Genomic DNA, 22,764 nt, shown 5'->3' on the forward strand with positions numbered 1-22,764 from the left:
TCTGTGACCTCTGCCCTTACTTCGCAGCCGCGAGCTCGGCGGCCTTGTCGGCCGCGCCGTCCATGGTGTCCACGCGCTGCACCAGCGGGTGGTTGGCGTCCGAGAGGATCTTGCGACCCAGCTCGGCGTTGTTGCCGTCGAGACGGACGACGAGCGGCTTGGTGACCGCCTCGCCCTTCTCCTCCAGCAGGGCCAGCGCCTGGACGATGCCGTTGGCGACCTCGTCACAAGCGGTGATGCCACCGAAGACGTTGACGAAGACGGACTTGACGTCCGGGTCGCCGAGGATGATCTCGAGACCGTTGGCCATGACGGCGGCGGAGGCGCCACCGCCGATGTCCAGGAAGTTGGCGGGCTTGACGCCACCGTGGTTCTCGCCGGCGTAGGCGACGACGTCGAGGGTGCTCATGACGAGACCCGCGCCGTTGCCGATGATGCCGACCTCACCGTCGAGCTTGACGTAGTTGAGGTTCTTCGCCTTGGCGGCGGCCTCGAGCGGGTTCGCGGCCGCGTGGTCCACGAACTCCTCGTGGCCCGGCTGGCGGAACTCGGCGTTCTCGTCGAGCGAGACCTTGCCGTCGAGCGCGATGACGTCGCCGTTGGCGACCTTCGCGAGCGGGTTGACCTCGACGAGGAGCGCGTCCTCGGCGATGAAGGTCGCCCACAGGGTCACGAGGACCTCGGCGACCTTCTCGGCGACCTCGGCCGGGAACTGCGCCAGCGCGACGATCTCGCGGGCCTTCTCGATGGTCACGCCCTCGTTGGCGTTCACCGGGACCTTGGCGAGCTTCTCCGGGGCCTCCTCGGCGACCTGCTCGATGTCCATGCCACCCGCGACCGAGGCCATGGCCAGGAAGGTGCGGTTGGTGCGGTCCAGCAGGTACGAGACGTAGTACTCCTCGAGGATCTCGGGAGCGGTCTCGGCGATCATCACCTTGTGGACCGTGTGGCCCTTGATGTCCATGCCCAGGATGTCCGTCGCACGGGCGACGGCCTCGTCCGGGGTGGCGGCGAGCTTGACGCCGCCGGCCTTGCCGCGGCCGCCGACCTTCACCTGCGCCTTGACGACCGACTTGCCGCCCAGCCGCTCGGTGGCCTCGCGAGCCGCCTCAGGCGTGTCGATGACTTCACCGGCCAGCACCGGTACACCGTGCTTGGCGAAGAGGTCCCTCGCCTGGTACTCGAACAGGTCCACGCGCGTCCGTCCCTTGTCTTCAAAGATTCGCAGTGATTCGCGGTTGTCTGCGTGGGCGTGCCGCGGAGGGCAACGTGACGGCGCTGTCACTAGGGAGGCGCACACGGTGACCGTGGACGCGGCATGTCCGTCCCGCAGGTTATCCCCGTGGGACGTGGGTCCCTAAATCGCAGATCACACCTGAGCGGTGATACCTGTCACAGATCGCCTCACGGTTGAACTGGAAGTTCGTGTGATCTGCCATGCCCGGCGGCGCCGATCGGGGACGGGTCAGGGGGCGGGCAGGGGGCGCTTCTCCAGGGCCGCGGCCATGATCTCCGGGAACAGGTCGGGGGTGCAGGCGAAGGCCGGGGCGCCCAGTGCCGCAAGGGCCGCGGCGTGCTCGCGGTCGTAGGCGGGAGCGCCCTCGTCGGAGAGGGCCAGGAGGGTCACGAACTCGACTCCCGACGCCTTCATCGCCGCGACGCGGCCCAGCATCTCGTTGCGTATGCCGCCCTCGTAGAGATCACTGATCAGGACCACGACGGTGTCGGCAGGGCGGGTGATCTTCGACTGGCAGTAGGCGAGGGCGCGGTTGATGTCGGTGCCGCCGCCGAGCTGCATGCCGAACAGGACGTCGACCGGATCATCAAGCTGATCCGTCAAGTCCACGACGGCGGTGTCGAAGACGACGAGCCGGGTCGCGATCGAACGCATCGAGGCGAGCACCGCGCCGAAGACGGAGGCGTAGACGACGGAGGCGGCCATCGATCCGGACTGGTCGATGCAGAGGACCACCTCCTTCTTCACCGCCTGGGCGGCGCGCCCGTACCCGACGAGCCGCTCAGGGACGACGGTCTTGTACTCCGGCAGGTAGTTCTTCAGATTCGCCCGGATGGTCCGGTCCCAGTCGATGTCGGCATGCCGGGGGCGGCCGGTCCGGGCGGAGCGGTCGAGGGCGCCGGTGAGGGTGGCGCGGGTGCGGGACGCGAGCCGCTTCTCCAACTGCTCGACCACCTTGCGGACGACGGCGCGGGCCGTCTCCCGGGTCGTCTCGGGCATGACCTTGTTGAGGGAAAGCAGCGTTCCCACGAGATGGACGTCGGGCTCGACGGCCTCCAGCATCTCGGGCTCCAGGAGGAGGGTGGACAGGCCGAGCCGCTCGATGGCGTCCCGCTGCATGACCTGGACGACGGAGCCGGGGAAGTACGTACGGATGTCCCCGAGCCAGCGGGCCACATGGGGCGCGGACCCCCCGAGCCCCCCACTCCGCTCCCCGCCGCTCTTCGCGGCCCCGCCTGCGCCGTACAGCGCCGAGAGCGCGGCGTCCATGCCGGCATCCCGCCCGCTCAACACGCACCCGGTCCCGTCCCCGTCCCCCCCGAGCACCATCCGCCACCTCCGCAACCGCGCCTCCGCGGCGGCGTCGCCCACTGCCGGGATCCCCGTACTGCTCATCTACCCGTCCCCCTGCTCATCCCGGCCACCGGCCCGTGCCGACGGCGCGTATCCATTCCGTCTCCGATGCACCGAGCCCCCGTACCCACCGGATGCCGTGCGTCCCGCCCCGCCCCACCGCTGCGCGGAGCCTCTCCCCGCCCCGCCCTTCCCCCGTTCCCCGGGCTCCGCCCGGACCCGCCCGAATCCAGCCCCGCCGGCGATTGAGGCGCAAGGCCCAGGGAGCCTGGCGGGGCGTCGGTGGTCGTCACGGGGCGGGGAGAAGGAGGCGGAGGACGGGGAGGACTGCGTCCGCGCGGGTGGGGTCCAGGGTGAGGGCGAAGCCCTCGGGGGCCTGGGACGGCGCGGGCTTCGCCGACGGGCCGCGGCGGACCAGCTCGCCCAGGCTTCGCTTCACGCCCGCCTCGTACGCCCCGAACGTCCTCCGCAGCAGCGGCAGTACGTCGGTGAAGGCCTGCTCCGGCACCCCCGCCAGCCACGCGTCGATCAGCCCCAGCAGCCGCTCGTCGTGGACCAGCAACGTGCCCCCGCCCCCCGCGAATCCGTCGATCCAGCCCGCCGCGTCCGCCGGCGACGCCGCCGGGGACAGGGCGAGCCCCATCAGCCGCGCCGTCTCCTGCGCCGGCAGCTGCCCGTCGTCCAGGAGCAGCCGGGCCGCCCGCCCGCGGATCACCCCCGGCACCGTGTCCCGCCCGGCCAGCGCCCGCAGCACCGCCGCCCAGCGCTCCCGCAGGCCGCCCGCCTCCAGGAGTCCGATCGCGCCGTGGACCCCGTCCACATGGCCCCGCAGTTCCGCCGCCGCGTCCCCGTCCAGACCCGCCGCGCACGCGGGCGGCAGCGCCACGCATATCCGCTCCGCGAGCCCGCCCGCGACCGTGCCCAGGGCCGACGCGTCCGTCCCCCGTACGTCTCCGTACCGCAGCGAACGGGCCAGCGCCGGCAGGGCCTTGGCGAGCCGTGCCACGTCGGTGTCCAGTGCGGCCCGGTCCGCGAGGGCCCGCAGTACGGCGGGCAGGGCTTCGGACAGCCCGGCCAGCAGGCACCGCTCGGCCAGCGCCGTCACCTCGCCGAGCTCCGCCGCCCCGGCCGCATCCGCCTCGGCCTTGGCGGTGGCGGCCGCCACGACGGTGGTGCCCCAGATCCCGGCCTCGGCGACCCGCACCGACAGCTCCGGCTCCCAGCGCAGCCGCCACGTCTCGCGGAACGTCCCCGTGCTCCCCCGCGAGGCGGCCGGCGTGCCCCAGTCGATGCCGAGCAGCCGCAGCCGGTGCAGCAGCAGGGACTTGGCCGCGTCGGTGTCCTTGCGCAGGTCGAGCTCCAGCTCGCGCTCCTGCGCCTCGGCCTTGAGCCGCAGCGAGCGCTGCTGCCGGGTAAGGTCCCGCTGCAGCGGCACGACGGGCGCCCCGTCGGGGATCTCGCCGAGCACGTCGCCGACGACCAGGCGGTCCTCGACGAGCGCGAGCGGTATGTCGGAGCCGTCGCACATCACAGCCCGCACCGCCTCGAGGGTCTCCGTCAGCCCGGCCACCGGCCGCCCCCGCACCGCGGCCAGCGTCCCCGCCAGCCGGACCGCCTCGATGACGTGTGCCGGGGAGACCTGCCGGTCCTCCTCCCGCAGCAGCCCGGCGACCTTGGTCAGCCAGCGCTCCACCGGCCGGTCCCGGGCCGCGAAGAGGTGCGCGTACCAGCCGGGCGAGGTGATGCCCGCGCCGTACCCGCCGGCCCGGGCGAGCCGCCGGTGGGTCCAGGGCACCCAGGTGGTCTCCACCTTGACCTTGGGGAGCCCGGTGAGCAGCGCCTTGTCCGCGGCGGCCGTGGTCTTCGCGCGCAGCGCCGGCACGTGCCAGGCCCCGCACACGACGGCGTACGCGTCCCCGAACTCCCGGCGGGCGGCCCGCATCCGCTGCCGCATGTACGCCTCGCGCACCAGGTCCCGGGCGTGGCCGCCGTCCCCGTACGCCTCGCGCAGCGCTCCCATCGCCTCCCCGAGGGCCTCGAACGCGGCGAGAGGGTCTTCCCGGACGGCGCCGCGGTGCTCGACCACGTCCTCCCACCAGCGCTCGGGGTCGTCGTACCCGGCCGTTCCGGCCAGCACCGCGAGGGGGTCCGGCCGTACGGACTCGGCCGCATCCGGGTCGGTGTCGGTGTCGGTCTGCGCGGCCAGCGTGTGCGCGGCCGGGAGGTCGATGAACCGCACCGGAACGGGTACTTCCTGCTCCTGCGCCCAGCGGATGGCGACCCACTCCGGCGAGAACGCGGCCAGCGGCCAGAGCGCGGCCCTGCCCGGATCGTCGGCGGCGTGCGCGAGCAGGGCGACGGGCGGCCGCATCCCCGGGTCGGCGGCCAGCGGCAGCAGCGCGTCCCCCTCCGGCGGGCCCTCGATCAGCACGGCCGCCGGGCGGGCCGCGTCGAGGGCGGCCCGCACCGCGCGGGCCGAGCCGGGCCCGTGGTGCCGTACGCCCAGCAGCAGCGGCCCCCGCCACCCGGCGGCCGGGCTGCCCGTACCGTTCACGCCGTCACCTCCCGGCAGGCGCGGTAGAAGTCCTTCCAGCCGTCCCGCTCGCGCACCACGGCCTCGAGGTACTCCTGCCAGACAATCTTGTCGGCGGCCGGGTCCCGGACCACGGCGCCGAGGATCCCGGCGGCCACGTCGGACGGGCGCAGTACGCCGTCCCCGAAGTGGGCCGCCAGGGCGAGACCGCCGGTGACGACCGATATGGCCTCGGCGGTGGACAGGGTGCCGCTCGGCGACTTCACCTTCGTACGGCCGTCGCCGGTGACCCCGTCGCGCAGCTCGCGGAAGACGGTGACGACGCGGCGGATCTCCTCCAGGCCCTCGGGCACGGCCGGCAGGTCGAGGGCGCGGCCCATCTGGTCGACGCGGCGGGCGACGATGTCGACCTCGGCGTCGGCGGTGGCGGGCAGCGGCAGCACGACGGTGTTGAAGCGGCGGCGCAGCGCGCTGGAGAGCTCGTTGACCCCGCGGTCGCGGTCGTTGGCGGTGGCGATGAGGTTGAAGCCGCGCACGGCCTGCACCTCCTGGCCGAGCTCCGGTATGGGGAGCGTCTTCTCGGACAGGACGGTGATGAGGGTGTCCTGGACGTCGGCCGGGATGCGGGTGAGCTCCTCGACGCGGGCGGTCATGCCCTCGGCCATGGCCCGCATGACGGGACTCGGTACGAGGGCTTCGCGGCTGGGCCCCTGGGCGAGGAGGCGGGCGTAGTTCCAGCCGTACCGGATCGCCTCCTCGGGGGTGCCGGCGGTGCCCTGGACGAGGAGGGTGGAGTCTCCGCTGACGGCTGCGGCCAGATGCTCGGACACCCACGTCTTGGCGGTGCCGGGGACGCCGAGCAGGAGCAGGGCGCGGTCGGTCGCGAGGGTGGTGACGGCGACCTCGACGATGCGGCGCGGGCCGACGTACTTGGGCGTGATGACCGTGCCGTCGTCGAGGGTGCCGCCCAGGAGGTAGGTCGCGACGGCCCACGGGGAGAGCTTCCAGCGCGTCGGGCGGGGCCGGTCGTCGGCGGCCGCGAGGGCTTTCAGTTCGTCCGCGAAGGCGTCTTCGGCGTGCGGTCGCAGCACCTCGGCGCCCTTGCCGTTCTCGGGCATGGTCATGGTCCCCCTCCAATGCTCGGCAGCCGCTCCCGACTGCTGGAACAACCGTGCACCACACCACTGACAACGCTCCCCGCTCGCACGGTTGTTGCAGGTCAGAGCGATTGTCAGTGGGGGTCTCTACGGTGGGACACATGACTGAGCAGGGGGTCCGCCGGACGGCGGAACAGGTACTGGCTCTGGCTCCTGACGATGCATCACGCAAGGCGGGGGCCAAGCTGGGCGGGGCGGGTCCGTGGTCACAGACCGGAGATTCCGCTTCCGGTTCGGTGTGGGGGTTGTGCAAGGGCAGCGGCAGTACGCCGTACCGGACGGTCGTGGACCTGAGGGGCCCGGCGTACAAGTGCTCCTGTCCGAGCCGGAAGTTCCCGTGCAAGCACGCGCTCGGGCTGCTGCTGCTCTGGGCGGCGGAGGGGTTCGGCGAGCCCGGCGAGGCGCCGGACTGGGCCGCCGGGTGGCTGGCGGAGCGGGTGGCGAAGGCCGAGCGCCCCGCGGCCGCGGCAGGCAGACCGGTGGACGAGGAGGCGGCGAAGCGCCGGGCCGAACGGAGGGCGGCCCGGATCAGTGCGGGCGTCGGCGAACTGGAGCAGCGGCTCGAGGACGTGCTGCGCGCGGGCCTGGCCGGCCAGCAGCAGGCGGGGTACGCACCCTGGGAGGAGACGGCCGCCCGGATGGTCGACGCCCAGGCGCCCGGACTGGCGGCGCGGGTGAGGGAGTTGGGGACGATACCCAGTTGCGGTCCCGGATGGCCCGCCCGGATGCTGGAGGAGGGCGCGCTGCTGCACCTGCTGAACCGGGGTTGGCTCGGGCTGGCAGGCCTGCCGGAGCCGCTCGCCGCGACGGTCCGGAGCAGGGTGGGGCTTCCGGGTACCGCCGCGGAGGGGGAGGTCGTACGGGACCGCTGGCTGGTGCTCGCCCAGTACGACTCGGTGTCACCGGACGGCCGGCTCACCACCCGGCGGACTTGGCTGCGCGGGCTGGGGAGCGGGCGCCCGGCCCTGGTACTGGACTTCGGTCCGCCCGGGCGGCCTCCGGGGCTGGCACTGCCCGTGGGGCTGGTGCTGGAGGCGGAGGCTCGCTTCCGGCCCGGTTCGGCGGGGCTGCGGGCGGATCTCGGGGAGAGATCCGCGGCGGCCACGCCGTGCGACCGGGTCCCGGCCGGGGTCGGTACGGGGGCGGCACTGGAGGCGTACGGGGCGGCGCTGCGGGAGGACCCGTGGCTCGACTCGTGGCCGGTGGTGCTGGGCCCGGTGATCCCGATACCGGGGGAACCGGGCTGGCAGCTGGCGGATGCCGAGGGCAACTCCGCGCTGCCGGTCGCGCTCGCCGACGGCGGGTCGCGGTCCGGGCTGTGGCAGCTGGCCGCGCTCTCGGGCGGCGGCCCGGTCACGGTGTTCGGCGAATGCGGACACCGCGGATTCACTCCATTGACGGCGTGGCATCCGGGCTGCCCGGAACCGGTCGCCTTGGGGTGACGGGGCCGGGGGGCCCGTAGGGGAGGGAGCGTTGGCGCGGGGGCGCCGGCGTGCACGAACGACGAAGCCGGGGGGCTTTTGTGAACGACAACCACGCAAGCTGAAGGGTCGGCAGACGGGGCGCGAAAGCTGCTCCGGTCCCGCGGAGGGGGCGGGACCGGAGCACTGCACGACGAGAGGGAGGGACGCGGTGACGGCCACGACGACCATGGGCACGACGACAACCACGACTACGACTACGACTACGGGTGCTACCGCGAACGCGGTTTACGGGGAGTGGGAGGAGCTGGTCGGGGCCGCGCTGTTGGGGACCGGGCGGCGGCAAGGGAGTCCGGCGGCGCTGCTCGATGCGGCGGCCGTGCAGACCGTACGGCGCCGGGCCGGGCTGCGGCCCGCCGAGGCGGGTCCGCGGCCGGAGCCCGCACCGCGGGATCCGCGCCCGGCCCCGCCGGAGCCGGCCCGGCGGCGGCTCGCCCAGCTGCTGGCCGGCCGGACCGGCGCGGGCAGCGGCGGCGGGCGGCGCGGGGCCGCCCCGGATCTGACGGAGCTGCTGCCGCAGTGGCTGGCCGCCGCCGGGCGGTACGGATACCGGGCGCCGGCCGCGCTGGTGCCGGCGCTGCTGGACGCGGCCCGGGCCCGTACGGACCTGCGCCCGCAGGCGCTGGCCCTGGCCGGGGCGCGGGGACTGTGGCTGGCCCGGCTGAACCCGGACTGGCGGTTCGCCCTGCGCGGCGGCGCGGGCGGCGCCGGGAAACTGCCTGACCCCGAGGACCGGGCAGGGGTGGAACGGCTGTGGCAGGAAGGACTGTTCGCGGAACGCGTGGCCCTGCTGGGAGCCGTACGGGCGCACGAGGCGGCGGCCGCGACACGGCTGCTGTCGACGACCTGGGCGACGGAACGGGCCGAGGACCGGCTGATGTTCCTCGATTCGCTGCGGGTGGGGCTGAGGGCGGGCGACGAGCCGTTCCTGGAGGCGGCCCTGGGCGACCGGAGCCGCAACGTCCGGGCGACGGCCGCCGAGCTGCTGTCCGCGCTGCCGGAGTCCGCGCTGGCCGGGCGGATGGCGGAGCGGGCGCTGGCCTGCGTGGGGCCGGAGGGGGTGACTCCGCCGGCCGAGTGCGATGCGGGGATGCAACGGGACGGAGTGGTCAGACGGCCGCCGGCCGGGCGCGGGGAGCGGGCCTGGTGGCTGGGCCAGCTGGTGGAGGCGGCGCCGCTGTCCTGCTGGCGGGAGCGGTTCGGCGGGCTTGCCCCGGCGGAGATCGTGGCGCTGCCGGTGGCCGAGGGCGAGAGCTGGCGGGAGGAGCTGCATGCGGCGTGGTGCCGGGCGGCGGTCCGCCAGCGTGATCCGGACTGGTCGAAGGCCCTGCTCGGCGCGGCCTCGGCACCGCCCGCGACGGCCCCCGGCACGGCGTCGCTCGCGGAGCGGGCGAAGCTGCTGTCGATCCTGCCGGACGGGGAACGGGCGGAGTGGGTCGCGGGGTTCATACGGGCCCACGGCCTCTCGGAGGCCTTCCAGCTGCTCGGCGTGTGCCTGGTGCCGTGGGCGGGGACGCTGGGGCGGGCGGTGGTGGACGCGCTGGACGCCGCACGGGAGGCGGGCAGCTACCCGTGGAGCTTCAGCGGGGTGATGGGCCTGGCCGAGCGCTGCCTGGATCCCGCGGCGGCCAACCATCTGGAGTCCCTGACGACGGCGTCGGACGGCCCGCCGGACACGTCCCCGGGCGCGGCGGCGTACTGGTCGGAGGCCTTCCAACGCCTGGTCGCCACGCTGCGCCTACGCGCCACGATGCTCGCGGAGCTGGCCCCGAGGCCCTGACCTGCCCGGGGTACCGCTGCGCAGCATCGACTCCGCGCAGCGGTGGCCCGGCGGCTACACGGTACGGACGTTGGCGCGGACCCAGTCCACGATCGACGTCGTCGTTGCGCCCGGGGTGAAGATTTCGGCAACGCCCTTTTCCTTCAGGGGGGCGATGTCGTCGTCCGGGATGATGCCGCCGCCGAAGACCTTGATGTCCTCCGCGTCGCGCTCCTTGAGGAGCTCGAGGACGCGCGCGAACAGCGTGTTGTGGGCGCCGGAGAGGATCGAGAGGCCGATCGCGTCGGCGTCCTCCTGGATGGCGGTGTCCACGATCTGCTCGGGGGTCTGGTGGAGGCCGGTGTAGATGACCTCCATGCCCGCGTCCCGCAGCGCACGCGCGATCACCTTGGCCCCGCGGTCGTGGCCGTCGAGACCCGGCTTGGCCACCACCACACGGATCGGACCGGTCACACCCATCGCACTGCCTCCCGAGTGAACGAACGTTAAGTACAGCATCGCGCACACCCCCGTTTCACGGTGAACCACGAGGGGGAAATCACACGTGGGACGGCGTTGATTCACCGCCAGGGGAGCCGCACCGGGGGCGCTGCGCCACCGTACCGACAGCCGCACGGCACGGTGGCGCGGCCTGCCTCAGCCCCAAGAGGCGCTGTCCCACAAGGCTTAGGGGGGCCGTCCATGGGGGTGTCCATACCCGTACCCGTGTCCGGGGCCGCACTGCGGGCGGGCGTGCTCGAGGCGGTGGTCCTCGGCGGCCATCTGCTTCTCTACCCGACCGGGATACGCCAGGAGAAGCCCGCCGAAACCAGCAGAAAACACCTCGGGCAGACACCCGCACTCCTCCTGCACGGGTTCACCGACAACCGGTCCGTCTTCGTCCTGCTGCGCCGCACGCTCGCCGCGGGCGGACGGCGGCAGGTGGAGACGTACAACTACTCCCCCTTCACCCGCGACCTGCGCGTCACCGCCCGCCACCTCGCCCGGCGCGTCGAGGAGCTGTGCGAGCGCACGGGACAGGAGCAGGTGGACCTGGTCGGGCACAGCCTGGGCGGGCTGGTCGGGCGGTACTACGTCCAGCGCCTCGGCGGCGAGGCCCGCGTCCGCACGCTCGTCACGCTCGGCACCCCGCATTCCGGCACGCGGGTCGCCCCCTTCATGGACGCCCACCCGCTGGTCCGGCAGATGCGCCCGGATTCCGAGGTGATGGCCGAACTGCGGGCACCCGCACCCGGCTGCCGGACCCGATGCGTGGCGTTCTGGAGCGAGTTCGACGAGCTGATGGATCCGACCGAGACGGCCCGCATCGAGCATCCGGATCTCCGCGTCGAGAACGTGCAGGTCACCGGCATCGGACACCTCGCCCTGCCCGCCCATCCCGCCGTGACGGCGGCGGTCCGGCGCGCGCTCGACGGTCCCGGTCCGGCCGCGGTCGAGAACCTGGGAGACGCCGCTTCCGTCGCGTGAACTCCAACCCACCCGGACTCGAACGAATTTCGAACTCAAGGCCAAGGCTCGGCCTTGCCGCGACCGAAAGGCGGCCGAATGCCCGGTTCCGGAAAGCTCGGAACCCCTCGAAGATTGTCGTTGCCAGTAACCGCCGGGTACAGTCACGCCACTGCTCTCCCCAGGGAACCTCGAGTTCCCTGGCCACCCAGGCCCCCACTGCCGAGGCGAAAGAGAAGTTGGTGAACGACCGCCCCTCGTCGGGCCTGTACCCCGATTCCGGGTACGACGGCCTTTCCGACACCACTTTCACTGGTGGCTCGGCCTACGTTTCCTACGAAACGCAGGGCCAGGGGTACGACTACGCCTCTTACGCCTCCTACGAGACCGGCGCGTACGACTCCACCGCCTGGTCCGCCCAGGGCAGTTACACGCAGGACGGCGGCTATCTGTCGACCATCCCCGCCCAGGGCGGCGTCACCGAGGACGCCGGCACCGGACAGTGGGATGCGAGCGCCTGGAACCAGCCGGGCAGCACGGACTACCAGGCCACCGCCTTCGGCTACGAGCAGACCGGGCAGGCCGCTCAGACCGGGCAGTGGGCGATGCCGGGTTACGGCACCACGGGCACCGAGACCGGCGCGTACGACGCCACCGCCTGGAACACCGTCCCGCAGCACGAGCAGCAGACGCAGACCTTCTCGTACGACTACCAGTACGAGTACCAGCAGCAGCACGAGGCACAGCCGCAGCAGCACCACCAGCAGCAGCAGGACACGGCCTACGCCTACGAGGCGCCGGCCGCCCCCGCCGCCGACGTCTACAGCGAGACCGCAGTCTTCGAGGTCCTCGACAACGAAGCCCCCGAGCAGGACCACGACCTCGGCCTCGACCACGACTTCGGGCTCGATCTCGAGCACGGCCTCGACCACGACTTCGGGCTCGATCTCGATGCCGACCTCGCGGCCGCCCCGGTGCACGACCTGCCCACCCAGGCCATGCCGGTCACCCCGGCCGCCGCGCCCGTGCCGCGCGGCTCGCGCCGGGCCGGCGCCAAGACCAAGTCGGCGTCCACGGCCGCTTCCCCCTCCGGAAGCGGCGGCAACAGCCGGCGCCGCACCCCGGCGAAGCGTTCCGCCTTGCTGACCGTGGCCGTGCCCTCCGCCTGCGTGATGGGCGTCGCCGGTGTCGCGGCCGCCTCCGTCGGCGGACTCAGCGCCGTGGACAGGCCCGCCGAGGACACCACCACGATGGCCGCGCCCGACCCGGCCTCGGTGAAGCCCGTAGCGGCGAACAGCAAGCTCGACACCCAGCTGACGGCTCTCAGCGCCGACGCGGGCGACTTCGCGGACCGCGCGAGCCGCACGCAGGAGCGCATCGACCTCCACCAGCGCCAGGAAGACGAAAAGAAGAAGAAGGCGGAGGAGGAGGCGGCCAAGGAAGCGGCCCGCCCCAAGTTCGCGATCCCGGTCGGGCAGCACGGCCTCAGCGCCAGCTTCGGCCAGGCCGGCGGCATGTGGATGTCCGTGCACACCGGCATCGACTTCCCGGTCTCCTACGGCACCCCGGTCATGGCCGCCACCGACGGCACCGTGCGCACCCAGTGGAACAGCGCCTACGGCAACATGGCCATAGTGACCTCGCCCGACGGCACCGAGACCTGGTACTGCCACCTCAGCAGCACCAAGATCCGGTCCGGCAAGGTCAAGGCGGGCGACGTCATCGCCTACTCGGGCAACTCGGGCAACTCCACCGGCCCGCACCTCCACTTCGAGGTACGCCCCGGCGGCGGCTCGGCGATCGACCCCCTGCCCTGGCTCCGCAGCCACGGCCTGGATCCGACCTAAGCCCGACCGGCCGGGGAACCGATCCCCCGGCTCCGGCCCCGGCCCCCCGGTTACAGCTTCTGCACCGGCGCGTAGCGCAGCAGCAGGCGCTTCGGCTTGTCGTCCCCGAAGTCGACGGTGGCCTGCGCGTCCGCGCCGGCGCCCCTGACCTCCATGACCGTGCCCAGCCCGAACTGGTCGTGCGTCACCCGGTCCCCGACCGCCAGCGCGATGACCGGCTTGTCGGCGGCCCGACGCGTCGCGAACCCGGACGGCCCCGACTTCGTACGGGACGAGGACAGGAACGCCTCCGGCGAGGTGCCGAACGTGGCCTTCCCGCCGCCCGAGCCGGACGACCCGTACCCCGAGCCCGAACTCCGCATCGGGCCCGCCGGCTTCTGCGCGGCGCCCGTGCGCTTCCACTGCAGGTACTCCGCCGGGATCTCCTCGAGGAACCGCGAAGGCGGGTTGTACGAGGGGGTGCCCCAGGCGCTGCGCATGCTCGACCGGGTCAGGTACAGCCGCTCGCGCGCCCGCGTGATGCCCACGTACGCGAGGCGGCGCTCCTCCTCCAGCTCCTTGGTCTGGCCTAGCGCCCGCATGTGCGGGAAGACCCCGTCCTCCATGCCGGTCAGGAAGACCACCGGGAACTCGAGGCCCTTGGCGGTGTGCAGGGTCATCAGCGTGATGACGCCCGAGCCGTCCTCGTCCTCGTCCGGGATCTGGTCGGAGTCGGCGACGAGCGCGACCTGCTCCAGGAACTCCGCGAGGGTACCGGGGTTGTCCTCTCCCCGGGCCTGCTCGAACTCCAGGGCCACGGCCGCGAGTTCCTGGAGGTTCTCGATCCGCGTCTCGTCCTGCGGGTCGGTCGATGCCTGGAGCTCGGCGAGGTAGCCCGTACGCTCCAGCACCGCCTCGAGGACCACCGCCGGGCCCGCGCCCGAGTCGACGATCGTGCGGAGCTCCTCCATCAGCACGTTGAACCGCTTCACCGCGTTGGTCGAGCGCGCGGCCATGCCGAAGGCCTCGTCCACACGCCGCAGCGCCTGCGGGAAGGTGATCTTCTCGCGCATCGCGAGGGCGTCGACCATCGCTTCGGCGCGCTCGCCGATGCCGCGCTTGGGCACGTTCAGGATCCGGCGCAGCGGGACGTTGTCTTCCGGGTTCGCGAGGACGCGCAGGTACGCGAGGACGTCGCGGACCTCCTTGCGCTCGTAGAAGCGGACGCCGCCGACGACCTTGTAGGGCAGTCCGACGCGGATGAAGATCTCCTCGAACACACGCGACTGCGCATTCGTCCGGTAGAAGATCGCCACGTCGCCCGCCTTGGCGTCGCCCGCGTCCGTCAGCCGGTCGATCTCGTCGGCGACGAACTGCGCCTCGTCGTGCTCGGTGTCCGCGACGTAACCGGTGATGACGGCGCCGGTGCCGGCCTGGGTCCACAGGTTCTTGGCGCGGCGGTTCTCGTTGCGCTCGATCACCGCATTGGCGGCGGAGAGGATCGTCTGCGTGGAGCGGTAGTTCTGCTCCAGCAGGATCGTCGTCGCGTCCTTGTAGTCCTCCTCGAACTGGAGGATGTTGCGGATGGTCGCGCCGCGGAAGGCGTAGATCGACTGGTCGGCGTCACCCACCACGCACAGCTCGGCCGGCGGCAGGTCCGGGTAGCCGGTGCCGACGAGCTCGCGCACCAGCGTGTACTGGGCGTGGTTGGTGTCCTGGTACTCGTCCACCAGGACGTGCCGGAAGCGGCGCCGGTAGTGCTCGGCGACGTCCGGGAAGGCCTGGAGCAGGTGGACGGTGGTCATGATGATGTCGTCGAAGTCGAGCGCGTTGGCCTCGCGCAGCCGCCCCTGGTACATCGCGTACGCCTGGGCGAGCGTCTTCTCGAAGCCGTCGGCGGCCTGGCCGGCGAACGCGTCCTCGTCGATGAGCTCGTTCTTGAGGTTCGAGATCTTGGCGTTGAAGGCCTTGGGCGGGAACTTCTTCGGGTCCAGGTCCAGGTCGCGGCAGACGAGCGCCATCAGGCGCTTCGAGTCGGCCGCGTCGTAGATCGAGAAGGACGAGGTGAAGCCGAGCCGCTTCGACTCGCGGCGCAGGATGCGCACGCACGCGCTGTGGAAGGTGGACACCCACATGGCGTTGGCGCGCGGGCCGACCAGGCCCTCGACGCGCTCCTTCATCTCGCCGGCGGCCTTGTTGGTGAAGGTGATCGCCAGGATCTGGCCGGGGTGGACGTTCCGCGCGGCCAGCAGGTGGCCGATGCGGTGGGTCAGCACCCGGGTCTTGCCGGAGCCGGCGCCGGCCACGATGAGCAGCGGGGATCCCGCGTGCACCACGGCCGCGGCCTGCTCCTCGTTCAGCCCGTCCAGGAGGGTCGCGGGGTCGATGACGGGCTTCGGGGAGCCGTCCCGGTAGTACGCGTCACCACCCATGGGCGCGTCGAAGCGGCCCCCGAAGAGATCGTCCGCACCCGGCTCCGGGGCGGCGTGCTCCTCGGGCGGCGGAGGGACCTCGTCGGAGGGGGTGAGGTCCGCCAGGAAACTGTCGTCAAAGAGGCTGCTCATCGCTTTCCGAGTCTAGAGGGCGGGACCGACACGCCAGTACGAGTTCCAGCAGACCGGGGAAACGCATCTCCAGGTCGTCCCGGCGCAGCGTGAGGCAGAGCCTGCGGCCCTGCGGGCTCTGGCGGATCACCCCGCCCTCGCGAAGCGTCTTGAGGTGGTGCGTGACGCTCGACCTGGGCAGGTCGGGGACCACCTCGCCGCAGAACGTCTCCTCGCCGGAGGCGAGCTTGCGGACGATCTCGAGGCGGGCCGGGTGCCCGAGGGCCGCGAGCACCTCGGCCAGGCCGAGATCCTCGGCGCAGGGGTGGGTCGGCTCGGCGGCGGCAGGCATGCCGCCACTGTACGCAGATCTCGTACGGACCCTCCCGGACGAGCGGACCCGCTTCCGGGGCCGCCCGGGAGCCCCCGTACGCTCGGCGCCATGGACGTACTCATCAATGTCTTCGTGGGCCTGCACATCATCGGTATCGCCGCCCTCCTCGGCGGCTTCCTGACCCAGATGAAGGCGATGAGCGCCGGCACCGCCCGCTTCGTGCCCGCGATGCTGCACGGCGCGCTGACGATGCTCGTCACGGGCGCCCTGCTGGTCGGCTTCCGTGAGATGGACGGCGGCCACGTCAACAACATCAAGATCGGCGTGAAGCTCGCCGTCCTCTTCGTGATCCTCGTCCTCGTCTACGTGAAGCGGGACGAGGAGCGGGTGGAGAAGGCGCTGTTCGGCGCGGTCGGCGGTCTAACCGTGGTCAATATCTTCATCGCCGTCCTCTGGCGCTGATCCGCAAGCGCCATATCCGGTCACGTCGGGTCACGTCAGGGCACTTGCGATCATCTCGTCATCCGACCGTTACCTTCAGGTCTAGCGTCCTCCTCCAAGCACCGAGCTCCCGAGCGAGGAAGGACGTGAGGCCCTCGTGGCCAGTCACCGAAAGCCCAGGCAGCGCCCGCTCCACCCGCTCTCCCGCGGCACCGTACGGACCGCCGCCACGCTCGCCCTCGCGGGCGCTGCCACCGCCACCGCCTTCGAAGGCACCTCGCAGGCCGACCCCCAGCAGACGCCCTCCCAGGTGAAGACGGAGGTGGACGGGCTCTACGAGGAGGCCGAGGCGGCGACCGAGCGGTACAACGGGGCGAAGGAGAAGGCCGACGAGGCCCAGCGCGCGCTCGACGGGCTGCGCGACGAGACGGCCCGCAAGACCGACCGGCTCAACACCGCCCGCAGGGCGCTCGGCTCCCTGGCCGCCGGCCAGTACCGCAGCGGCGGCCTGGGGCCCGCCATGCAGCTGGCGCTGGCCGCGGACCCGCAGGAGTACCTGGCCCGGGCCTCGTTCCTCACCCGGACCGGCGACCGCAGCGCCGCCGAGATCTCCTCCGTACGGCGGCAGCTCGACGAGGTCGGACAGCTGAGGGACCGGGCCGCCGGCCGGCTCGCCGACCTGCGCTCCCGCGAGGGCGAACTCGCCGAGTACAAGGCCACCGTCGAGGGCAAGCTCGCCGCCGCCAGGCGGCTGCTGGCCAAGCTCACCGCCGAGCAGCGCGCCGCGTACGAGGCGCAGTCGGCCGGCGCGGCCCCGGCCGGTCCGCGGGCCACGACCCCGCCGGTGCCTGAATGGGGGCACCTCCCAGCGGTAGCTGGGGGAGGTACGCGCGCCGCCCGCGCGGTGGCCTTCGCGTACGGGGCGATCGGCAAGCCGTACGTGTGGGGCGCGACGGGACCGGGCTCGTTCGACTGCTCCGGGCTGACCCAGGCGGCCTGGCGCTCGGCCGGGGTCTCCCTTCCGCGCACCACCTACACGCAGATCAACGCCGGACAGCGCGTCTCGCGCGACCAGCTGGCCCCCGGCGACCTGGTGTTCTTCTACTCCGGGGTCACCCACGTCGGCCTGTACATCGGCAACGGCCAGATGATCCACGCCCCCCGCCCCGGCTCGACGGTCCGCGTGGCCCCGATCGACTCGATGCCCTGGGCCGGCGCCGCTCGCCCGGCGTGAGGGGCCCTACGGCGCCTTGACCTGCGTGTTCAGCCAGCCGAAGGTCTGCGGGATCTGCTTCGACCACGAGTCGAGGTTGTGGCCGCCGACCACCTTCTCGGCGTGCACCGTGGTCGGGTTCTGCGCGATGGCCTTGAGGTCCGTGCCGGAAAGGTAGCCGTCCTGCTCGGCGCCCGACATCCACAGCGCGACCGCCGGCGGCGTGGGCGCGGCCTTGAGCAGGGCCTTCAGGTTGTGGGTGCGCCGCATCTCCGGGTCCTGGGCGACCAGCGAGGTGGGCTCCTGGCCCGGGTCGTTGTAGCCGGACAGGGAGACGGCCGCGCTGTAGCGGTCGGGGTGGAGGATGCCGAGCTTGGCGGCGCAGTACGCGCCTGCCGAGTACCCGGCCACGCCCCAGGTGCGGGCCTCGTCCGACGCCCGGAAGTTGTCGACGACCATCTTGCGGACGTCGACGCTGAACCAGCTGTCCGCGTTGACCTTGCCGGGGATGTTCGCGCAGCCGGTGTCGCCGTTGCCCAGCAGCATGGCGCGCGGCGAGACCAGGATGAACGGCTGCACCTTGCCGCTCTTCATCAGCGGCTCCAGCACCTCGTGCGCCTTGAGCCCCTGGAACCAGGACTTGCCCGTCCCCGGTATGCCCGGGATCAGCTCGACCACGGGGAACTTCTTGTTCTTGAACGCCGGGTCGTCGTACTGCGGCGGGAGCCACACCATGACCTCGCCCTTGACCCCGGAGATCTTGCCGTTGAGCTCGGTCTTCTTGACCCGGCCGCCGAGGCCGTCGACCGGCTGGAACTCCTGGAGCACCTTCGGCTCCGCCTTGACCTCCGTGGCCTTCTTCCCGCCGAGCCCGTCCGGGCCCAGGTCGGGGGCGGCGGTGACGTACTTGCCGGTGCCGAGCAGATCGCCCCAGGAGTTGTAGAAGGTCTCCTGCCGGTTCACCGCGATGAACACCAGCGCAACGGCGGTGACCTGGGCGAACACCACCATCAGGGCGCGGGTCGACACGCGTACGGCGGCGGGGCCGCGCACCTTGCTCCACACGGCCAGCGGCAGGACGACGGCGATCGCCGTGAGGGCGATCGCCGTCGCGAAGAGGGGGATCCCGGTCAAGCTCATCACGCCACCCAAGAGTGCCGCGTGACGCCGCGCGGTTGCCCCCGCCCCCTGCGGCGTGGGTCACACGCGCGCAGACCCGCACCTGCTCGGACCGGTGCGTACTCAGACCAGGCGGCGCGCCGTCGCCCAGCGGGTCAGCTCGTGCCGGTTGGAGAGCTGGAGCTTCCTGAGCACCGCCGAGACGTGCGATTCGACGGTCTTCACCGAGATGAAGAGCTGCTTGGCGATCTCCTTGTACGCGTACCCGCGCGCGATCAGCCGCAGCACCTCGCGCTCGCGCTGCGTGAGGCGGTCCAGGTCCTCGTCGACCGGCGGCGCGTCCGTCGAGGCGAACGCGTCGAGCACGAAGCCCGCCAGCCGCGGCGAGAACACCGCGTCGCCCTCCTGCACCCGGAAGACCGAGTCCACCAGGTCGGTCCCGGTGATGGTCTTGGTGACGTACCCGCGTGCGCCGCCCCGGATGACCCCGATGACGTCCTCGGCCGCGTCCGACACCGACAGGGCCAGGAACCGCACCGGGTCCTCGGCCGCCGACATCAGCGGGGCGCAGCGCCGCAGCACCTCGACCCCGCCGCCGCCGGGCAGGTGCACGTCGAGCAGGACCACCTCGGGCCGGGTTGCGGTGATGACGGTGACGGCCTGGTCGACGTCGGCCGCCTCGCCGACGACCTCGACGCCGGTCCGCGCGGTCTCGCCGATCTCGGCCTGCACGCCCGTACGGAACATCCGGTGGTCGTCGACGAGCACCACCCGAACGTTCCTGGCCACTCCCCCGCTGCCGGTCTCTTCGGTCATGCTGCGTTCGCCGCCCTCTCCATCTCCAGCTCGACTTCCGTGCCGCCGTCGGGCGCGGACCGCAGCCGTGCGGTCCCCCCGTTGCGCTGCATCCGGCCGATGATCGATTCTCGTACGCCCATGCGGTCGTCCGGTACCGCGTCGATGTCGAAGCCCGGTCCCCGGTCCCGTACGGACACGAACACCGTCTGCCCCTCCACCTCGGCGTACACCTGCACCGGCCCTCCCTCGCCACCGTACTTGGCGGCGTTGACCATCGCCTCGCGCGCGGCCTGGATCTGTGCGGCGAGCTTCTCGTCCAGCGGGCAGTCGCCGACCACGACGACCTCGATCGGGACCCCGTGGTGGTCCTCGACCTCGGCGGCCGTCTTCTTGACGGCCTCCGCGAGGGTGGCCGGTTCCTCGGCCTCGTCCTTGCCGGTGCCCTCCGGCTTGTACAGCCAGTTCCGCAGCTCCCGCTCCTGGGCGCGGGCGAGGCGGCGCACCTCGCCCACGTCCTCCGCGTTGCGCTGGATCAGGGTGAGCGTGTGCAGCACCGAGTCGTGCACGTGGGCGGCGACCTCGGCGCGCTCCTGGGCGCGGATGCGCATCAGGCGCTCCTCGGAGAGGTCCTGGGTCATCCGGATCAGCCAGGGCCCGGCGAGCAGGGCGGTGCCGACGAGGACGGCGAGGGCTGCGGTGAGCACGTTGCCGAGCTGCGCCGCGGAGCCGCGTACGACGATGAAGACGGTCAGGCCCACGCCGACCAGCGCGACCCCGGCGAACCCTCGGGCCATCTGCAGGAGGCGGGCATTGCGCCCGCCGGCGGCGCCCCAGTGGGCGCGGCGGGCGTTGTCGGCCTGCCGCCAGACGAGGACCACGCCGGCGCCGACCAGCAGCGTCGGCCACACGTAGCGCCCGGAAGCGCCGCCGACCTGGACCTTGGCGATGAAGATCCCGGCGCCGATGCACAGCGCGATGAGCGCGGTGATCTGCCCCTTGTCGGGCTTGCGCAGGCGCCGGGTGCCGTCCGGGAGGGTCTCGAAGAAGGAGCGGTGGCCGGTGCGCCCGCCGACGCCCAGCGGTACGAAGACCCAGAACGCGGCGTAGAGCAGCACGCCCAGCCCGTCGCCCCACATGAACAGGCCGAGGAAGGCGAGCCGGACCCAGATGACGGGCAGCCCGAGGTGTCCGGCGAGACCGCGCGCGACACCGCCGAGCATCCGGCCGTCGGCGCTGCGGTACAGCTTGCGCTGCGGCGGTTCGTCGGCGTCTGCTGCGTGCGGGGGACGGGGGGCGGCGGAAACGGGCATGTTCCTGATGGTCACACGCGCGCGGCGCGCGGGGCATCAGGGCATCCCCCCAGTTCTGTAGGGGGGATATCAGGGTTGTGCCAGGGTCGGGCCCGGTGCCGCGGGGCGCGGCGGCCCGTCACCATGGATCCATGACCAAGCACGACTCCCCGCCGTCGCCGGCCGGTGCCGGCACGGCACCGCCGCCGGGCGAGCCCGCCGCGGGCAGCCACTCCGCGGACCGGCCTACGGACCGGCCCGCAGACCGCGCCGCCGATCGCGCCGACCGGCCGCCCCTGCGCCGCAGCAAGCGCGACAAGGTCCTCGCGGGCGTATGCGGCGGCCTCGGCCGGTATTTCGACCTGGACCCGGCGATCTTCCGGATCGTGCTCGGCGTCCTCGCGGTCACCGGCGGCGTCGGCCTGATCTTCTACGGCTTCGCCTGGCTGCTGCTGCCGGTGGAGGGCGAGGACGACAGCGAGGCGAAGAAGCTGCTGACGGGCCGGGTCGAGGGCGCCACCCTGGCCGCGGTGTTCGCGGCCCTGGTCGGCTGCGCGCTGTTCCTGTCGATGCTGGACAACGGCGGACTGGCCGTGTTCTCCGTGCTGGTCATCCTGGCCCTCGGCGGGGCCTCGTACTGGTCGCAGCGGCGCCGCAGCACCGCCGCCCCCGAGGCGGAGCCCCAGGCGGCCCACCGCCCGGGCCCGCCGGAGACCCAGGCTCCGCCCGTGCCCGGCGCCCCCTCCTGGTGGCGGGACCCGCTGGTCAAGGACGGCACCACCGGCCCCGTCGGGGCCACCGGATACCTGTGGGGCCCGGACGACTCCGCCGAGGCCGGCGCCGTCCCGGACACCGCGGGCGGCAAGGCCGCGGTGGCGCCCGAGCGGGCCGCCGTCCCGAGGGTCCCGCGCGGCGGCATCGGCGGCCGGGTGTTCGTACTGGCCCTGCTGGCCGGGGGCGCCGCCACGGCCTCGGTCTGGCAGGGCAGCACCCTCTCGCACGCCCTGCAGATCGGGCTCGCCTCGGCCCTGGCGGTCTTCGGTCTCGGCCTCGCGGTCAGCTCGGTCAAGGGCCGCACCGGCTTCGGCACCGTCCTGCTCGCGATGATCACCGCCGGGCTGCTCGCCGGGGCCTCCGGGCTGCCCCGGGAGATCGGCACCGACTGGAAGGCCGTGGCCTGGCGGCCGGCCGCGGTGGCCGACGTCAAACCCCTGTACACGGCGGGCACCGGGCTCGCCACGCTGGACCTGAGCCGACTGGACGTGCCGAAGGGCACCACCCTGTCCGTCCGCGCCACCGCGGAGGCGGGCCGGCTCAAGGTGATCGTGCCCCGCGAGGTCACGGCGCAGGCCGACGTCTCGGTGAAGCTGGGCGACATCAGGCTGCCCGGGGACACCAGCCAGGAAGTACGTATCAAGAGCGGCGGCGAAACCCAGCAGGCGACCCTCAGGCCGCCCGCCGGCACCGAGGCCGGGGGAACGATCGAGCTGCACCTGAACGCAGGTGTGGGACAGGTGGAGGTGGCCCGTGCGGCGTCATGAGTTCCAGCCCGGACGGCTGCTGGCCGGCCTGGTCCTGGTGGCCGCGGGCGTGCTGTACCTGCTCGACGCGACCGGCGAGGCCGACCTGCCCTGGTTCCTGGTCATCCCGATGACCATGGGCGGCCTCTGCCTGGCCGCGCTGGTCGGGGTGGTGACCTACGCCGTACGCCGGGACCGGCGCGACCGGATCACCGAGTCCAGCGACAGGTAGGGAGCACCGGCCAGGATCATCGGGATCCAGGCCATCAGGTAGATCAGGTCGTTGCCGTAGTAGTACGGGGACACCTGCCAGGTCACCGTGAGCCACAGGCTGAGCGAGATCAGCGCTCCGCCGGTGGCCGCGATCCGGGTCAGCAGGCCGGCCAGGACCCCGAGGCCCACCAGGAGCTCCCCGATGGCGAGCACCACGGCGAAGCCGACGGGCGAGAGCAGGGCCCAGTCCACCAGGGCGGGGATCGCGGAGGTGTCGCGCACGCCGTGCATCAGCTCGCCGATGGATCCGGGGCCGGAGGCGGACAGGAACGCGGAGTCGGTCAGCTTGTCCAAGCCCGCGTAGACGAAGGTCACGCCGAGGAAGATCCGCAGCGGCAGCAGGGCGTACCGGGCGGCCTGTTCCCGCAGTCCGGCCGGGGCGGCGGAAGGGACATCAGTTCGGGTCACGCCCCATGTGTAC

Annotated in this window: 19 protein-coding genes; 8 read left to right on the forward strand and 11 right to left on the reverse strand. The window is 72.7% G+C overall.

The annotated features are described in order from the left end of the window. Positions 1–16: 16 nt before the first annotated feature. From sucC to AB0M76_RS15450, 4 genes are all read right to left on the reverse strand, one after another. The gene (sucC, locus tag AB0M76_RS15435) at positions 17–1,195 is read right to left on the reverse strand and encodes an ADP-forming succinate--CoA ligase subunit beta (RefSeq protein WP_365953341.1); all 1,179 of its coding nucleotides are present in this window, start codon (positions 1,193–1,195) and stop codon (positions 17–19) included. A 270-nt stretch (positions 1,196–1,465) separates the two neighbouring features. After that, positions 1,466–2,632: a VWA domain-containing protein gene (locus AB0M76_RS15440; protein ID WP_365953342.1), complete on the reverse strand. Its 1,167-nt coding sequence runs from the start codon at positions 2,630–2,632 to the stop codon at positions 1,466–1,468. Positions 2,633–2,879: 247 nt separating this feature from the next. Continuing rightward, the gene (locus tag AB0M76_RS15445; RefSeq protein WP_365953343.1) at positions 2,880–5,144 is read right to left on the reverse strand and encodes a DUF5682 family protein; all 2,265 of its coding nucleotides are present in this window, start codon (positions 5,142–5,144) and stop codon (positions 2,880–2,882) included. Next, positions 5,141–6,247 (reverse strand): AAA family ATPase, encoded by a 1,107-nt coding sequence (locus AB0M76_RS15450; protein ID WP_266664607.1) that lies wholly within the window; start codon positions 6,245–6,247, stop codon positions 5,141–5,143. The genes AB0M76_RS15445 and AB0M76_RS15450 overlap by 4 nt, the downstream gene beginning before the upstream one ends. A gap of 134 nt (positions 6,248–6,381) precedes the next feature. Between AB0M76_RS15450 and AB0M76_RS15455 the strand changes: the two genes are divergently transcribed. Next, a complete protein-coding gene (locus tag AB0M76_RS15455) occupies positions 6,382–7,722 on the forward strand; it encodes an SWIM zinc finger family protein (RefSeq protein ID WP_365953344.1) in 1,341 nt (446 codons plus the stop codon). A 208-nt stretch (positions 7,723–7,930) separates the two neighbouring features. After that, positions 7,931–9,541 carry a DUF5691 domain-containing protein gene (locus AB0M76_RS15460; protein ID WP_365953553.1) on the forward strand — a complete coding sequence of 537 codons (1,611 nt, stop codon included), beginning with the start codon at positions 7,931–7,933 and terminating at the stop codon, positions 9,539–9,541. Positions 9,542–9,595: 54 nt separating this feature from the next. On the opposite strand, the gene AB0M76_RS15465 is transcribed toward AB0M76_RS15460, so the two are convergent. Then, the gene (locus tag AB0M76_RS15465; protein WP_266664611.1) at positions 9,596–10,000 is read right to left on the reverse strand and encodes a cobalamin B12-binding domain-containing protein; all 405 of its coding nucleotides are present in this window, start codon (positions 9,998–10,000) and stop codon (positions 9,596–9,598) included. Between the two features lie 222 nt (positions 10,001–10,222). On the opposite strand from AB0M76_RS15465, the gene AB0M76_RS15470 reads away from it, so the two are divergent. Together AB0M76_RS15470 and AB0M76_RS15475 are read left to right on the forward strand one after the other, a co-directional pair. Continuing rightward, the gene (locus tag AB0M76_RS15470) at positions 10,223–11,008 is read left to right on the forward strand and encodes an alpha/beta fold hydrolase (protein ID WP_365953345.1); all 786 of its coding nucleotides are present in this window, start codon (positions 10,223–10,225) and stop codon (positions 11,006–11,008) included. A 221-nt stretch (positions 11,009–11,229) separates the two neighbouring features. Next, complete coding sequence (locus AB0M76_RS15475) at positions 11,230–12,834, forward strand: peptidoglycan DD-metalloendopeptidase family protein (protein ID WP_365953346.1); 1,605 nt, start codon at positions 11,230–11,232, stop codon at positions 12,832–12,834. Between the two features lie 50 nt (positions 12,835–12,884). Here AB0M76_RS15475 and pcrA read toward each other — a convergent pair whose 3' ends face one another. Then, complete coding sequence (gene pcrA, locus AB0M76_RS15480) at positions 12,885–15,377, reverse strand: DNA helicase PcrA (RefSeq protein ID WP_365953347.1); 2,493 nt, start codon at positions 15,375–15,377, stop codon at positions 12,885–12,887. Then, complete coding sequence (locus AB0M76_RS15485; protein WP_365953348.1) at positions 15,361–15,708, reverse strand: helix-turn-helix domain-containing protein; 348 nt, start codon at positions 15,706–15,708, stop codon at positions 15,361–15,363. The genes pcrA and AB0M76_RS15485 overlap by 17 nt, the downstream gene beginning before the upstream one ends. A gap of 90 nt (positions 15,709–15,798) precedes the next feature. Here AB0M76_RS15485 and AB0M76_RS15490 point away from each other — a divergent pair, with 90 nt between their 5' ends. After that, positions 15,799–16,152: a hypothetical protein gene (locus tag AB0M76_RS15490; protein WP_365953349.1), complete on the forward strand. Its 354-nt coding sequence runs from the start codon at positions 15,799–15,801 to the stop codon at positions 16,150–16,152. 136 nt (positions 16,153–16,288) lie between these two features. Further along, positions 16,289–17,365, forward strand: a complete 1,077-nt coding sequence (locus AB0M76_RS15495) for an NlpC/P60 family protein (protein WP_365953350.1) — start codon at positions 16,289–16,291, stop codon at positions 17,363–17,365. A 6-nt stretch (positions 17,366–17,371) separates the two neighbouring features. On the opposite strand, the gene AB0M76_RS15500 is transcribed toward AB0M76_RS15495, so the two are convergent. The 3 genes from AB0M76_RS15500 to AB0M76_RS15510 all read right to left on the reverse strand — a co-directional run bounded on the left by AB0M76_RS15500 (position 17,372) and on the right by AB0M76_RS15510 (position 20,571). Next, a complete protein-coding gene (locus AB0M76_RS15500; protein WP_266664622.1) occupies positions 17,372–18,484 on the reverse strand; it encodes an alpha/beta hydrolase-fold protein in 1,113 nt (370 codons plus the stop codon). A 102-nt stretch (positions 18,485–18,586) separates the two neighbouring features. Further along, the gene (locus AB0M76_RS15505) at positions 18,587–19,279 is read right to left on the reverse strand and encodes a response regulator transcription factor (protein ID WP_266664623.1); all 693 of its coding nucleotides are present in this window, start codon (positions 19,277–19,279) and stop codon (positions 18,587–18,589) included. Next, complete coding sequence (locus AB0M76_RS15510) at positions 19,276–20,571, reverse strand: PspC domain-containing protein (protein WP_365953351.1); 1,296 nt, start codon at positions 20,569–20,571, stop codon at positions 19,276–19,278. The genes AB0M76_RS15505 and AB0M76_RS15510 overlap by 4 nt, the downstream gene beginning before the upstream one ends. Before the next feature lie 131 nt (positions 20,572–20,702). On the opposite strand from AB0M76_RS15510, the gene AB0M76_RS15515 reads away from it, so the two are divergent. Continuing rightward, complete coding sequence (locus tag AB0M76_RS15515; RefSeq protein ID WP_365953352.1) at positions 20,703–22,091, forward strand: PspC domain-containing protein; 1,389 nt, start codon at positions 20,703–20,705, stop codon at positions 22,089–22,091. Further along, positions 22,078–22,302: a hypothetical protein gene (locus AB0M76_RS15520; protein WP_266626340.1), complete on the forward strand. Its 225-nt coding sequence runs from the start codon at positions 22,078–22,080 to the stop codon at positions 22,300–22,302. The genes AB0M76_RS15515 and AB0M76_RS15520 overlap by 14 nt, the downstream gene beginning before the upstream one ends. Here the strand turns inward: AB0M76_RS15520 and AB0M76_RS15525 are convergent. After that, positions 22,248–22,751: a DoxX family membrane protein gene (locus AB0M76_RS15525; RefSeq protein WP_365953353.1), complete on the reverse strand. Its 504-nt coding sequence runs from the start codon at positions 22,749–22,751 to the stop codon at positions 22,248–22,250. The genes AB0M76_RS15520 and AB0M76_RS15525 overlap by 55 nt on opposite strands. Between the last annotated feature and the right edge of the window lie 13 nt (positions 22,752–22,764).

It is taken from the genome of Streptomyces sp. NPDC051364, assembly GCF_040682115.1.
Lineage (GTDB): Bacteria > Actinomycetota > Actinomycetes > Streptomycetales > Streptomycetaceae > Streptomyces.